We start from the raw sequence: 14,371 nt of genomic DNA, 5'->3' as shown, positions 1-14,371 counted from the left end.
CGCACGGCGCGGTGACGCGCGCCTCAAGGCGCACTGATCGGATAAGTCGTACACTGGTCGGTCCACTGCAGGCCGGTTGTCCCTTTGTGAAAAAAGGGCAACCGGCCTGATCGTCCCTCAAGGAGGTGCGCCCGGATGACCAGTACGGTCCCCGCGCTCGGTACCCGTACGGCCGAAGGCTCCGCCCTGGAGGCCGTGCTCCTGGACATGGACGGCACTCTGGTGGACACCGAGGGCTTCTGGTGGGACGTCGAGGTGGAGGTCTTCAAGGCCCTCGGCCACACGCTCGACGAGTCCTGGCGCCATGTGGTGGTGGGCGGCCCCATGACCCGCAGCGCCGGATTCCTCATCGAGGCCACCGGCGCCGACATCACCCTGGCCGAGCTGACCGTGCTGCTGAACGACGGGTTCGAACACCGTATCGACCTCTCGCTGCCCCTGATGCCGGGTGCGGCCAGACTCCTCGCCGAGCTGGCGGCGCACGAGATCCCCACCGCCCTGGTCTCCGCCTCGCACCGGCGGATCATCGACCGCATCCTGGGCTCGATCGGCGCGCACTTCTTCGCGCTGACCGTCGCGGGCGACGAGGTGGAGCGGACCAAGCCGTTCCCGGACCCGTATCTGCTGGCGGCCGCGGGGCTCGGCGCGGATCCGGCCAGATGCGCCGTCATCGAGGACACCGCCACGGGTGTCGCGGCCGCCGAGGCCGCGGGCTGTCAGGTGGTCGTGGTCCCCTCGGTCGCGCCCATCGCCCCCGGCGCCCGGCGCACGGTGGTGACGTCCCTCGAAGAGGTCGACCTGACTTTTCTGCGCGGTCTGATGACGGAAATGCGCTAGGCGTTCACCGAGCGTACGGAGCTAATACGGGGATAATCGGAGGCGTTCCCTGGGGTAACTGCCGGTGAGCGTGGCGTGAGAATTCATTCCGCGCCCGGATGGCCGAATTCCGGTACCCGCCAGCCGAGTTGGGAGTGTGACGTTCGCCACTCGATCGGGGGTCGACATGGGCCCGCGGTTGTGCAGTCACCCCCCTTGCGAGGGTGGCCGACGTGCCCTTGTGTCCTGATTGGTGGAATGCTGTACGAATCCTTCCACTGTCGGGTTATCGGTGCGTCCACGCCCGGTTTCACAGCGTGATGGAAACTCAACTCCGGTCCCTGTGAACCGTCCTGCTGGTGCGGACTAATCTCATCGCGAGAACATCGCCACTACCCCCGTGATCCGCAGCGACACCCCTGCATGCCGGGTACACGGACTCGACAGCTCTGGAGAAACTCGAGCATGAACCGCAAGACTTTGGTGCTGCCGGCCGTGATCGGCCTGCTCGCCCCCGTGCTCGCCGCCTGTGGTGGGTCGAACAGCGGGAGCAACAGCGGCGATGCGATCGTCATCGGCACCACGGACCGGTTCACCGCAGCGAAGGACGCCCCTGCGCCCCTCGACCCGGCGTACGCGTACGACGTCGGCACCTGGAACATTCTCCGCCAGACCGTGCAGACCCTGATGGTCCAGCCCCGCGGCGACGGCGAGCCGGAGCCCGAGGCGGCCGAGAAGTGCGGCTTCAGCGACGCCGGGAACGAGCGCTACGCCTGCACGCTGCGCAAGGACCTGAAGTTCGCCAACGGTGACCCCGTCACGGCGAAGGACGTCAAGTTCTCCATCGACCGCGCGCTCTCGCTCAAGGCCGACAGCGGTGTGTTCGCGCTGCTGTCCACCATCGACACCGTCGAGACGCAGGGCGACCGTGAGGTGATCTTCCACCTCAAGACCGCGGACGCCACCTTCCCCTTCAAGCTGTCGACCCCGGTCGCCGGCATCGTGAACCCCAAGGACTACGAGAAGGGCAAGCTGCGCGACGGCTTCCAGGTGGACGGCTCCGGCCCGTACACCCTTGAGTCCGACGTCAAGGACGACCGGCTCGTCAACGCCGTCTTCACCAAGAACCCCAATTACAAGGGGCAGTTGAAGGTGAAGAACTCCAAGGTCGAGATGCGCTCCTTCGAGAGCGCCGAGGCCATGGGCACCGCGCTGGAAAAGGGCGACATCGACCTGATGACGCGCTCGATGACGCCCACCCAGATCACCAAGCTCGGCAGCACCACGGGCGGCAACATCAACCTGAACGAGATGCCCGGCCTGGAGATCCGTTACCTGGCCTTCAACACCAACGCCCCGACGGTGAAGACCAAGGCCGTCCGCCAGGCCATGGCCCAGGTCATCAACCGCGGCGAGCTCGTCTCCAAGGTGTACGGCTCCCAGGCCGAGCCGCTCTACTCGCTGGTCCCGGCCACCATCACCGGCCACTCCAACTCGTTCTTCAACAAGTACGGCGACCCGAGCGTCGCCAGGGCCAGGACGCTGCTGTCCAAGGCCGCCATCACCACCCCGGTCAAGCTCACCCTGCACTACACGACCGACCACTACGGCACGGCCACCCAGCAGGAGTTCGAGGTGCTGAAGAAGCAGCTCAACGCCAGCGGGCTGTTCGATGTCAGCATCGCGGGCTCGTCCTGGGACAAGTTCCGTCCGGCCGAGAAGGCGGGCGACTACGACGTCTACGGCATGGGTTGGTTCCCGGACTTCCCGGACGCCGACAACTACCTGGCGCCGTTCCTCGACAAGGACAACTTCCTCGGCTCGCCGTACACGAACAGCCAGATCAGCAACGCCCTGATCCCGGAGTCCCGGCGCGAGGCCGACCGTCTCACCGCGTCGAAGAGTCTCACCGAGATCCAGGACATCGTGGCCAATGACGTCCCCGTGCTGCCGCTGTGGCAGGGCAAGCAGTACATTGCCGCTCGGGACGACATCACCGGATCGGAGTGGGCGCTCAACTCCTCCTCGACCCTCCAGCTGTGGGAGCTCAGCCGTGGTGTGAGCGGCTGATCGTCTCCCCGACCCGGGGCCCCTGCGGCCCCGGGTTCTCGAGAACGACGACAAGGCACTTGCAGTGAACATGCGCAACCAGTGGCCAGTCCTGCCGATCGTCGCGGGGCTGGCCTCCGGCCTGCTCACCGGCTGCGGCTCGGACACGGGCAGCTCCGGGGGCACCGGCTCCTCCGTGGTCATGGGAATGTCCGACGACGTCCTCGCGACCGATCCGGCTTCCGGCTACGACCCAGGCTCCTGGCTGTTGTTCAACAACGTCTTCCAGTCGCTGTTGAGCTTCCCCAACGGCGGCACGGAGCCGGTGCCCGAGGCCGCCAAGGAATGCGCGTTCACCGACACCGGGACCAAGGTGTACAAGTGCACGCTCCAGGACGGGCTGAAGTTCAGCAACGGTGACGAACTCACCTCGAAGGACGTGAAGTTCTCCTTCGACCGCATGCTGAAGATCAACGACGACTCCGGCCCCGCGATCATGTTCCCCATGCTCGGCACGGTGGACACACCGGACCGCAAGACCGTCGTCTTCCATCTCAAGTACGCCGACGCCACCTTCCCGAGCAAGATCGCCTCCGGCGCCGGCTCGATCGTGGACCACCGCCAGTACTCCGCGGACGGCCTGCGCACGGACAACGCGGCGGTCGGCTCCGGCCCGTACAAGCTGGACTCGTTCGGCAAGGACAAGGCCGTCTTCTCCGTCAACGGGAACTACCGGGGCACCGCCAAGGTGAAGAACTCCGGCGTGACGCTGAAGTTCTTCCACGGCGACCAGTCCGCCCTGAAGAACGCCCTGCTCAGCAATCGGATCGACCTGGCCTACCGAGGCCTCGCCGCCAACGACATCGCGGACATCGAGAACGACACGGCCACCGGCCAGGGCATCAACGTCGTCGAGGGCACCAGCGCTGAGGTGCAGCACCTGGTCTTCAACATGGACGACCCGGTCGCCGGCAAGCTCGGCGTGCGCAAGGCCATCGCCTACCTGCTGGACCGCGAGGCCCTGGTCAACGAGGTCTACCAGGACACGGCGACGCCGCTCTACTCGATCATCCCGGCCGGCATCACCGGCCACAACACGTCCTTCTTCGACACCTACGGCGCCCGCCCCTCGCAGTCCAAGGCCCAGGCCGCGCTGCGCGCCGAGGGCATCACCGGCAAGGTGAAGCTGACGCTCTGGTCGACGCCGTCGCGCTACGGCCCCTCCACCGACCAGGAGTTCAAGGCGATCGCCAAGCAGCTCAACGCCAGCGGGCTGTTCGACGCGACCGTGAAGTCCGTCGCCTTCGACCAGTACGAGACGGACATCGCCAAGGGCAAGTACGGCGTGTACGTGAAGGGCTGGGTGCCCGACTACCCGGACCCCGACAACTTCACGGCCCCCTTCTTCGGCAAGGGCAACGTGCTGAGCAACCACTTCACCGACAGCACGATCACCGGCCAGCTCCTCCCGAAGACGGCCGCCGAGAGCGACCGCTCCTCGACCGACTCCGACTTCGGCAGGCTCCAGGACCGCGTGGCCGAGGAACTGCCGATCATCCCGATCTGGCAGGCCAAGCAGTACGCCGTCGTCCGCGACAACGTCTACGGCCTGGAGTACTGCCTCGACGCCTCGACCGTGTTCCGCTTCTGGGAGATCAGCAAGAGCTGACCACCGCTGTACGGACGACGAGGGCGCCCCTACCCGTAGGGGCGCCCTCAGTGTGTGCGGTGACGGGTCACTGCGCGCCGGGGCGCACCAACCCGCTCTCGTACGCGTACACCGCGGCCTGCACCCGGTCGCGCAGCCCCAGCTTGGTCAGCACATGACCGACATGCGTCTTGACGGTGGTCTCGCTGACGAACAGGTCGGCCGCGATCTCGGCGTTGGACAGACCGCGCGCCACCAGCTTCAGCACCTCGACCTCACGCTCGGTCAGCGTGTGCAGTGTGTCCGGAACCGGCTCGTCGCCGGAGGGCAGATGGCCCGCGTACTTGTCGAGCAGCCGGCGCGTGATGCTCGGCGCGAGCATCGCCTCGCCCGCCGCGACCACCCGGATCGCCTGCACCAGCTCATGGGCGGGCGCGTCCTTCAGGAGAAAGCCGCTGGCGCCCGCGCGCAGCGCCTCCACCACGTACTCGTCGAGGTCGAAGGTCGTCAGGACGAGCACCTTCGCCGGACCGTCCCGGCCGGGCCCGGTGATCTGCCGGGTCGCCTCGACACCGTCCATCCGTGGCATACGGATGTCCATCAGAACCACATCGGGCTGCAGGGCACGTACTTGGTCGAGTGCCTGGAGACCGTCACCGGCCTCGCCGACGACCGCAAGATCCTGCTCCGCTTCCAGGATCATCCGGAAGCCGGTACGCAGCAGCGGCTGGTCGTCGACCAGTAGGACACGGATGGCCACGTAAGTCTCCTTCGCTAGTCCGGCCCCATTCTGCCCTGCTCGCCGCCCCCGGACTCCGGCGCCCTGACGGGGAGCGGATACGGCGGGGGAGTACCGCCGAATTCCGGACATACCGCCTGGTGGTCGCACCAGCCGCAGAGCTTGGTGGGCCGGGGCCGCCAGTCGCCCGTCTCGGTCGCCTGCCGGATCGCCTCCCACAGCGCGAGCAGCTTGCGCTCGACGCGCTCCAGGTCCGCGATCACCGGGTCGTACGTCAGCACGTCACCGCTGCCGAGATAGACGAGCTGGAGCCGGCGCGGGACCACTCGCTTCAGCCGCCACACCACCAGGGCGTAGAACTTCATCTGGAACAGGGCGCCTTCGGCGTACTCCGGCCGGGGTGCCTTGCCCGTCTTGTAGTCGACGATCCGGACCTCGCCCGTCGGCGCCACGTCGACGCGGTCGATGATGCCGCGCAGCGTGAGCCCGGAGTCGAGCCGCGCCTCGACGAACAGCTCCCGCTCCGCCGGTTCGAGCCGGGTCGGGTCCTCCAGCGTGAACCAGCGCTCCACCAGATGCTCGGCCTCGCCGAGCCAGCGCGCCAGCCGCTCACCCTCCGGGTCGTCCGCGAACAGCTCCACGACCTCGGGCCTGGTCTCCCGCAGCCGGTCCCACTGCCCGGGGATCAACGACTTGGCGCGGGGCGCCGTCCGCTCCGTCGCGGGCGCGTCGAAGAGCCGCTCGAGCACCGCGTGCACCAGCGTGCCGCGCGTCGCCGCCTCGCTGGGCTTCTCGGGCAGCTTGTCGATGACCCGGAACCTATACAGCAAAGGACACTGCATGAAGTCGCCGGCCCGCGAGGGCGAGAGGGACGCGGGCGGCACCGCCGATATGGCCGGCGCGGCCGCGACGACGCCGGCCGCCTCCGTCGCTCCGGCCGGGACGGCTTCGGTGGGCTCGTCCGCCGCGGCGACCCCGGCGCTCTCCGCGCCGGGCTCCTCGACGCCCTCGCTACTGGTCTCCATGACGACAGACCATACGGCCCGCCACTGACAGTGACCCACCCGCGGTGCGGGCGACGGTGTGGAAAACGGAGGGGGTGCCGGGGCGGAACGCGCCGCGACGGCCGCATACCATCGAGCAGAGACCCTCCTGCTCCGCATGATCGGGGCGGGAGACGCTTCGAACGAGGGGACATCGTGGACGAGAGCGGCGGGAGCGGGCAGCCGCGGTCCGGAACCGACGAAGCGGCCGAGCGCCACGAGGGGACCCAGGCTTCGCCGGGCCCGGTCGCGGACGCCGCGCATCCCGGACCGGCCCGGCACCAACGCCCCACCGGGCCGACGCCCACGGCCCCGAGTGACCCCGAGCCCCGGCCCGGCACCTACGCCTCCGACGGGGCAGAGCCGCACACCGGCGGCCCGTCCGACGACGACACCCCGGACAGCGGCGACGCCGGCGCCACCCGGCCCGAGACCGGCTCCGCGAGCGAGGCCCCGTCCCACCCCGGCGCAGCGGACCCGTCCGCCGGCGCCTCGGAAGGCGCGCACGCCGAGACCCGCCCCTCCGGCGAGCCCCAAGGTCCCGCCGCCCCCGACCCCGACCCTGATCCCGACACCAGCCCCGACCCCGCCGCCCGCACCCGGGCCCGGTCCGGCCCCGGCAGAGGACGGCCGCCGCGCCGGGGCAAGGAGCCCGGTGGGGGCCTGCTCATGGGGCGGCCCTTCGGCGTGCCGGTGTATGTCGCGCCCAGCTGGTTCCTGGTGGCCGCGCTGATCACCTGGGTGTTCGGCGGCCAGCTCGACCGCGTGCTGCCCGAGCTCGGCGCAGCGCGCTACCTGGTGTCCCTCTTCTTCGCGGTGGCCTTCTACGCCTCCGTACTCGTCCACGAGCTGGCCCACACGGTCGCCGCCCTGCGCTTCAAGCTGCCGGTGCGCCGGATCCAGCTGCAGTTCTTCGGCGGGGTCTCGGAGATCGAGAAGGAGGCCGAGACCCCGGGCCGGGAGTTCGTCCTCGCCTTCGTCGGACCGTTGCTCTCGCTCATCCTGTCCGGCCTCTTCTACCTGGCCATGCTGCCCGTCGAACCGGGCACCGTCCCCGGCGTCCTGCTGGCCGGCCTGATGATCTCCAACCTCATCGTGGCCGCCTTCAACCTGCTGCCCGGACTGCCCCTCGACGGCGGCCGCATGCTGCGCGCCGTCGTCTGGAAGATCACCGGCAGGCCGATGAGCGGCACGATCGCCGCCGCCTGGGTGGGCCGCGCCCTCGCCGTCTCCGTACTGATCGGGCTGCCCCTGCTCACCCAGTCCGGAGCACTGGGTGCCGCCCCGGACAACATCGGCGGCATGGACACCGTCACGGACGCCCTGCTCGCCGCGATCCTCGCCGCGATCATCTGGACCGGCGCCGGCAACAGCCTCCGCATGGCCCGGCTGCGCGAACACCTGCCGGAGCTGCGCGCCCGTTCACTCACCCGCCGAGCGGTCCCGGTCGAGACGAACACCCCGCTGTCGGAGGCCCTGCGCCGCGCCAACGAGGCCGGCGCCCGCGCCCTGGTGGTGGTCGACGCCGACGGCGAGCCGCTCTCGCTCGTCCGCGAGGCCGCCATCGTCGGCGTACCGGAGCACCGCCGCCCGTGGGTCGCCGTCAGCGGCCTCGCCCAGGACCTCACCGACGGCATGCGTGTCTCGGCCGAGCTCGCCGGCGAGGCCCTCCTGGACGCCCTCCGCGCGGCCCCCGCCACCGAGTACCTGGTGGTGGAGGACTCCGGCGAGATCTATGGAGTCCTGTCGGCGGCGGACGTGGAGCGCGCCTTCGTGAAGGCCATGGCCAGGCCCTCCTAGTGGTCCGAGGGCCCTCCCGGGACCGGTAGGCTGGTCACATGTCCGAACCGACCGGTGCCGCCCGCAGGCGCGGGCCCTTCAAGGTCGGGGACCAGGTTCAGCTGACCGACCCCAAGGGCCGCCACTACACGTTCACGCTCGAAGCGGGGAAGAACTTCCACACCCACAAGGGTTCCTTCCCGCACGACGAGCTGATCGGCGCTCCCGAGGGCAGCGTTGTCCGCACCACGGGGAACGTCGCCTATCTCGCGCTGCGCCCCCTGCTCCCCGACTACGTCCTGTCCATGCCCCGCGGCGCCGCCGTGGTCTACCCCAAGGACGCGGGGCAGATCCTGGCCTTCGCGGACATTTTCCCCGGCGCACGCGTCGTGGAAGCGGGCGTGGGCTCCGGCTCGCTCAGCAGCTTCCTGCTGCGCGCCATCGGCGACCAGGGCATGCTGCACTCCTACGAGCGCCGCGAGGACTTCGCCGAGATCGCCCAGCAGAACGTGGAGCGCTACTTCGGGGGACCGCACCCCGCCTGGCAGCTCACCGTCGGCGACCTCCAGGACAACCTGAGCGACGCCGACGTCGACCGCGTCATCCTCGACATGCTCGCCCCCTGGGAGTGCCTGGAGGCCGTCTCCAAGGCGCTCGTCCCCGGCGGCATCCTGTGCTGCTACGTGGCGACCACCACCCAGCTCGCGCGCACCGTCGAGTCCATCCGCGAGATCGGCTGCTTCAACGAGCCGACCGCCTGGGAGTCGATGATCCGCAACTGGCACATCGAGGGCCTGGCCGTCCGCCCGGACCACCGGATGATCGGCCACACCGGCTTCCTGCTCACCGCCCGTCGCCTCGCGGACGGCGTCGAGCCGCCCATGCGCCGCCGCCGCCCCGCCAAGGGCGCGTACGGCGAGGACTACGCCGGCCCGAACGCCGACGGCGGCACCGCCCGCTGACACGGCCGGAGCACATCCCGCGCTGATCCACCCAACGCACCACGAATGTGGCCGAGTTCCCGCAAACGCCCGGGAACTCGGCCACAGCACTTTTCCGTTGACGCGCCGCCAGAAGTCCGGACCCCGCCGTTCCCGTGCACTGTGACGTGTGGCACCATGCGGGACACCCCCACCGGCACAGCCCTCACGGGAGACACTCCTAGTGCAGCAATCCGCCGTCCCGGAACTGGCACACACGCACACCAGCCCCATCCAGTGGGTCGCCACGGCCACCGCCATCGCCGGGGTCGTCGCACTGTCCTCGGTCCTGCAGCCCGACCCGGCGCGGGCCGCCCAGCCCGGCCCCGGCGCGAAGCCCGCGGCGGCCGCGGTCGCTCCCGACCCCACCGCTGTCGACTTCCCGATCACCTGCGGGCCCGCCAAGGTCCTCGTACAGAAGAAGGCCGCCGGAGACCTCGACGGCGACGGCCACCCGGAGACCGTGGCCGTCGTCCGCTGTGACGCGGGCTCCGGCACCCCGCCCAATGGCGTCTACGTCCTCACCCAGGCCGAGGGCGCCACGAAACCCCGGGTCGTGGCCACCCTCGTCGACCCCAAGGACCGCCTGAGCGTCACGGACTTCGCGCTGCGCGACGGAGCCGTCACCGCCACCCTGCTCGGCTACTCCTCGTCCGACGTACCGAGTTGCTGCCCGGACGTGAAGGACCGTGCCAAGTGGCAGTGGAAGGACGGCGCGTTCGTCCGCTCGACCCCGTCCGAAGCACGCAGCGTCTGAGCACATTCTCGACGCCCGGCCCCTACGGAGACACCCTCCGCGCCGCGGAGGGTGTGAGGAACCAGACATCGGTGACGCGGGGTGCCAATCGAGTCACTCCGCGTCAGGGCCGTAGACCTCGACCTTGTCCGAAACCCGGCGTACGTGGATGCAGTCGCCCGGGCACTCCTTCGCCGAGTCCGTCACATCGCGCAGAAGCGGCAGCGGTACGGGCGTTGTGGCGCCCGGGGCCTGCAGGAGGTCGTCGTCGGGGCTCTTCACGTAGGCCAGGCCGTCGATGTCCAGCTCAAAGACCTCGGGCGCGTACTGGACGCAGATCCCGTCGCCGGTACAGAGATCCTGGTCGATCCAGACCTCGAGCGCCTCGCCGTCGACTCCGGCCTCCTGCTGCACGGTCATTTCTCCTGCCGTTTCCTGCGCCGAGCGATCCGAAGACTGGGGAATCGGGCCAGCTCTGGCGGGTGTTGAACACTTCGACACTACCTCGGCCTGCTTCCCAATCATGTTCGGTGGGTATTCCCCTGGCGTGAGGGAGAGCGCAAGGGTGAAGATCGGACACACCCCGACAGTCTTTGTGATCTAGGGGTTTCAATCGGCACCCGCCCAGGTAGGGTCTGGAAGCGTCCAGCTCCCCTTGGAGGAGGTGAGGACCGTGGCAGCCCACGACGACGACATGAACCGCGGCATCCGCCCGGGACGAGGGTCCGATGACCCCGCCGGGCAGATTGCCTACCTTGAGCAGGAGATCGCCGTCCTGCGACGCAAGCTCGCCGACTCTCCGCGGCACACGAGGATTCTCGAAGAGCGGATCGTCGAGCTGCAGACCAACCTGGCCGGCGTGTCCGCACAGAACGAGCGGCTCGCCAACACGCTCCGTGAGGCCCGCGACCAGATCGTGGCCCTCAAGGAAGAGGTCGACCGGCTCGCGCAGCCGCCGGCCGGCTTCGGTGTCTTCCTCTTGGCGAACGAGGACGGCACGGCGGACATCTTCACCGGGGGCCGCAAGCTCCGGGTGAACGTCAGCCCGAGCGTGGAGCTCGAGGAGCTCAGGCGCGGCCAGGAAGTGATGCTCAACGAAGCGCTCAACGTGGTCGAGGCCATGGAGTACGAGCGGGTCGGGGACATCGTCACCCTCAAGGAGATCCTCGAGGACGGCGAGCGGGCCCTGGTCGTCGGGCACACCGACGAGGAACGGGTGGTACGGCTCGCCGAGCCGCTGCTGGACGTCACCATCCGCCCCGGCGATGCCCTCCTGCTCGAACCCCGTTCCGGCTATGTCTACGAAGTCGTTCCGAAGAGCGAGGTCGAGGAACTCGTCCTCGAAGAGGTCCCGGACATCGGCTACGAGCAGATCGGCGGCCTGGGAAACCAGATCGAACTGATCCGCGACGCGGTCGAGCTCCCCTACCTCTACCCCGACCTCTTCAAGGAGCACGAACTGCGGCCGCCCAAGGGCGTGCTGCTGTACGGGCCTCCCGGATGCGGAAAGACGCTCATCGCCAAGGCTGTGGCCAACTCGCTGGCCAAGAAGGTCGCCGAGGTGACCGGACAGGCCACCGGCAAGAGCTTCTTCCTCAACATCAAGGGCCCCGAGCTCCTGAACAAGTACGTCGGCGAGACTGAGCGGCAGATCCGCCTGGTCTTCCAGCGTGCGCGTGAGAAGGCCAGCGAGGGCACGCCCGTCATCGTCTTCTTCGACGAGATGGAGTCCCTCTTCCGTACCCGTGGGTCAGGCGTCAGCTCGGACGTGGAGAACACCATCGTCCCCCAGCTGCTCGCCGAGATCGACGGCGTGGAGGGCCTGGAGAACGTGGTCGTGATCGGCGCCTCGAACCGCGAGGACATGATCGACCCCGCGATCCTGCGCCCCGGCCGCCTCGATGTGAAGATCAAGATCGAGCGCCCGGACGCCGAGGCCGCGAAGGACATCTTCGCGAAGTACCTCACCCAGCGCCTCCCGCTGCACTCCGACGACCTCGGTGAGCACGGCGGGGACCGGGCGGCCACCGTCCACGGCATGATCCAGACCGCCGTGGAGCAGATGTACGCCGAGTCCGAGGAGAACCGCTTCCTCGAGGTCACCTACGCCAACGGCGACAAGGAAGTCCTGTACTTCAAGGACTTCAACTCCGGTGCCATGATCGAGAACATCGTGGGCCGCGCCAAGAAGGCAGCGATCAAGGCCTTCCTCGAGCAGAACCAGAAGGGCCTCAGGGTCTCCCACCTCCTCCAGGCTTGCGTGGACGAGTTCAAGGAGAACGAGGACCTGCCGAACACCACGAACCCGGACGACTGGGCCCGGATCTCCGGAAAGAAGGGCGAACGGATCGTCTACATCCGTACGCTCGTCACCGGAAAGCAGGGCGCGGACACCGGACGCTCCATCGACACGGTGGCGAACACCGGTCAGTACCTGTAAAAGCCAGGGCGGCTGCGGGTGCCCTAGACGGGTACCCGCAGCCGACTGTTTTTCCGGGCACGCTGGAGCAGGCAATGACGCAAATGATCTCCCCACCAGCGCAAAGGCGTTCTAGGCTCTTTCGTACCGCCGAGTCGCGCGTTGCGGGGACGGGCACCGCACACGCACCGGAGCACCAGCGGTACTTGAGCAGCGTCCCCGACCGAGGGCGCCGCCGGGCAAGGAGGGCCGCATGACCGTACGGCGAGTAATGGGCATCGAGACGGAGTACGGGATCTCCGTCCCCGGCCACCCCAACGCCAATGCCATGCTCACCTCGTCCCAGATCGTCAACGCGTACGCGGCGGCGATGCACCGGGCGCGCCGCGCCCGCTGGGACTTCGAGGAGGAGAATCCGCTGCGGGACGCGCGAGGCTTCGACCTCGCCCGCGAGGCCGCCGACGCCAGCCAGCTCACCGACGAGGACATCGGCCTGGCCAATGTCATCCTCACCAACGGTGCGCGGCTCTACGTGGACCACGCACACCCGGAGTACAGCGCTCCCGAGGTCACCAACCCGCGGGACGCCGTCCTGTGGGACAAGGCCGGCGAGCGGATCATGGCGGAGGCCGCGGAGCGCGCGGCCCAGCTCCCCGGCGCCCAGCCGATCCACCTGTACAAGAACAACACCGACAACAAGGGCGCCTCGTACGGCACGCACGAGAACTACCTGATGAAGCGGGAGACCCCCTTCTCGGACATCGTGCGCCACCTGACGCCGTTCTTCGTCTCACGCCAGGTCGTCACCGGAGCGGGCCGCGTCGGTATCGGTCAGGACGGGCACGAGCACGGCTTCCAGCTCAGTCAGCGCGCCGACTACTTCGAGGTCGAGGTGGGCCTGGAGACCACCCTCAAGCGCCCGATCATCAACACGCGCGACGAGCCGCACGCGGACGCCGAGAAGTACCGCAGGCTGCATGTGATCATCGGTGACGCGAACCTGTCGGAGATCTCGACCTATCTGAAGCTGGGCACGACCGCCCTGGTCCTGTCCATGATCGAGGACGGGTTCATCGCCGTCGACCTGGCGGTCGACCAGCCCGTCCGCACCCTCCACCAGGTCTCGCACGACCCCACCCTGAAGCGACTCGTCACGCTCCGTAGCGGCCGGACGCTCACCGCGGTCCAGTTGCAGATGGAGTACTTCGAGCTCTCCCGCAAGTACGTGGAGGAACGGTTCGGGGCCGACGCCGACGAGCAGACCAAGGACGTCCTGCTGCGCTGGGAGGACACCCTGAACCGCCTGGAGAACGACCCGATGAGCCTCTCCGGAGAGCTCGACTGGGTCGCCAAACGGGAGCTCATGGAGGGCTACCGGCGCCGTGACAGCCTCGACTGGGACGCCGCCCGGCTGCACCTGGTCGACCTCCAGTACGCCGACGTACGGGCCGAGAAGGGCCTCTACAACCGTCTCGCGGCGCGCGGCAAGATGAAGCGCCTCCTGGACGAGACAGAGGTCGAGCGGGCCCGTACGAAGCCGCCGGAGGACACGCGCGCGTACTTCCGCGGGCGCTGCCTGGAGCAGTACGCGGACGACGTGGCGGCGGCCTCCTGGGACTCGGTGATCTTCGATCTGCCCGGCCGGGACTCGCTCCAGCGCGTCCCAACCCTGGAGCCGCTTCGCGGAACGCGTAATCACGTCAAGGAGCTCCTCGACCGCTGTCGTACGGCCGAGGACCTGGTCAGGGTCCTGTCGGGCGGCTGAGCGGGCATCCGGCCGGCACCGGCCGGACAGGGTGGAAAACCCGGCGTAAGGGAATCATCGAGATGGCCCCCGTACGTTGTAGGAACTGCGGGGCCGATGTCGGACCCTGCTTGTAGGGTCTGATCAAGAACGTCGAACCGAGCGGGGTGAGGGTTATGGCGACCAAGGACACCGGCGGCGGACAGCAGAAGGCGACGCGTTCCACCGAGGAGGTCGAGGAGCAGGCGCAGGACGCGCAGGCTTCCGACGACCTGAAGGAGCGCCAGGAGAAGCTGAGCGACGATGTCGACTCAGTCCTGGACGAGATCGACGACGTCTTGGAGGAGAACGCCGAGGACTTCGTTCGAAGCTTCGTTCAGAAGGGTGGGGAATGATTCCACCTTTGAATCGAAGGTCC

Annotated in this window: 12 protein-coding genes; 9 read left to right on the top strand and 3 right to left on the bottom strand. The window is 68.6% G+C overall.

Features of this window, described 5'->3' with window-relative positions; genetic code table 11:
* Positions 1-135 precede the first annotated feature (135 nt).
* From ACFVXA_RS33880 to ACFVXA_RS33870, 3 genes are all read left to right on the top strand, one after another.
* Positions 136-837, top strand: a complete 702-nt coding sequence (locus ACFVXA_RS33880; RefSeq protein ID WP_362020621.1) for an HAD-IA family hydrolase — start codon at positions 136-138, stop codon at positions 835-837.
* A gap of 444 nt (positions 838-1,281) precedes the next feature.
* Positions 1,282-2,886: an ABC transporter substrate-binding protein gene (locus tag ACFVXA_RS33875; RefSeq protein WP_362020624.1), complete on the top strand. Its 1,605-nt coding sequence runs from the start codon at positions 1,282-1,284 to the stop codon at positions 2,884-2,886.
* A 64-nt stretch (positions 2,887-2,950) separates the two neighbouring features.
* Positions 2,951-4,534 carry an ABC transporter substrate-binding protein gene (locus tag ACFVXA_RS33870; RefSeq protein WP_362020627.1) on the top strand — a complete coding sequence of 528 codons (1,584 nt, stop codon included), beginning with the start codon at positions 2,951-2,953 and terminating at the stop codon, positions 4,532-4,534.
* Between the two features lie 67 nt (positions 4,535-4,601).
* Here ACFVXA_RS33870 and ACFVXA_RS33865 read toward each other — a convergent pair whose 3' ends face one another.
* Positions 4,602-5,273 carry a response regulator transcription factor gene (locus tag ACFVXA_RS33865; RefSeq protein ID WP_099500063.1) on the bottom strand — a complete coding sequence of 224 codons (672 nt, stop codon included), beginning with the start codon at positions 5,271-5,273 and terminating at the stop codon, positions 4,602-4,604.
* Positions 5,274-5,287: 14 nt separating this feature from the next.
* The gene (locus ACFVXA_RS33860) at positions 5,288-6,277 is read right to left on the bottom strand and encodes a RecB family exonuclease (protein WP_383907860.1); all 990 of its coding nucleotides are present in this window, start codon (positions 6,275-6,277) and stop codon (positions 5,288-5,290) included.
* A 174-nt stretch (positions 6,278-6,451) separates the two neighbouring features.
* On the opposite strand from ACFVXA_RS33860, the gene ACFVXA_RS33855 reads away from it, so the two are divergent.
* From ACFVXA_RS33855 to ACFVXA_RS33845, 3 genes are all read left to right on the top strand, one after another.
* Positions 6,452-8,095: a site-2 protease family protein gene (locus ACFVXA_RS33855; RefSeq protein ID WP_390028179.1), complete on the top strand. Its 1,644-nt coding sequence runs from the start codon at positions 6,452-6,454 to the stop codon at positions 8,093-8,095.
* A gap of 38 nt (positions 8,096-8,133) precedes the next feature.
* Complete coding sequence (locus ACFVXA_RS33850) at positions 8,134-9,036, top strand: tRNA (adenine-N1)-methyltransferase (RefSeq protein ID WP_383743059.1); 903 nt, start codon at positions 8,134-8,136, stop codon at positions 9,034-9,036.
* A 202-nt stretch (positions 9,037-9,238) separates the two neighbouring features.
* Positions 9,239-9,811 (top strand): hypothetical protein, encoded by a 573-nt coding sequence (locus tag ACFVXA_RS33845; RefSeq protein WP_362020639.1) that lies wholly within the window; start codon positions 9,239-9,241, stop codon positions 9,809-9,811.
* Positions 9,812-9,904: 93 nt separating this feature from the next.
* On the opposite strand, the gene ACFVXA_RS33840 is transcribed toward ACFVXA_RS33845, so the two are convergent.
* Complete coding sequence (locus ACFVXA_RS33840; protein ID WP_362020642.1) at positions 9,905-10,210, bottom strand: ferredoxin; 306 nt, start codon at positions 10,208-10,210, stop codon at positions 9,905-9,907.
* Between the two features lie 253 nt (positions 10,211-10,463).
* Here ACFVXA_RS33840 and arc point away from each other — a divergent pair, with 253 nt between their 5' ends.
* From arc to ACFVXA_RS33825, 3 genes are all read left to right on the top strand, one after another.
* Positions 10,464-12,230 carry a proteasome ATPase gene (gene arc / locus ACFVXA_RS33835; protein ID WP_362020645.1) on the top strand — a complete coding sequence of 589 codons (1,767 nt, stop codon included), beginning with the start codon at positions 10,464-10,466 and terminating at the stop codon, positions 12,228-12,230.
* Positions 12,231-12,462: 232 nt separating this feature from the next.
* A complete protein-coding gene (gene dop, locus ACFVXA_RS33830) occupies positions 12,463-13,974 on the top strand; it encodes a depupylase/deamidase Dop (protein WP_383907866.1) in 1,512 nt (503 codons plus the stop codon).
* Positions 13,975-14,129: 155 nt separating this feature from the next.
* Entirely contained in the window at positions 14,130-14,348 is a 219-nt protein-coding gene (locus ACFVXA_RS33825; RefSeq protein WP_028801616.1) for a ubiquitin-like protein Pup, read from the top strand.
* Positions 14,349-14,371 lie beyond the last annotated feature (23 nt).

The organism is Streptomyces sp. NPDC058246, from assembly GCF_042881985.1.
In the GTDB taxonomy this organism is placed as follows: Bacteria; Actinomycetota; Actinomycetes; order Streptomycetales; family Streptomycetaceae; genus Streptomyces.
This window is presented reverse-complemented; position numbering and strand designations above follow the sequence as displayed.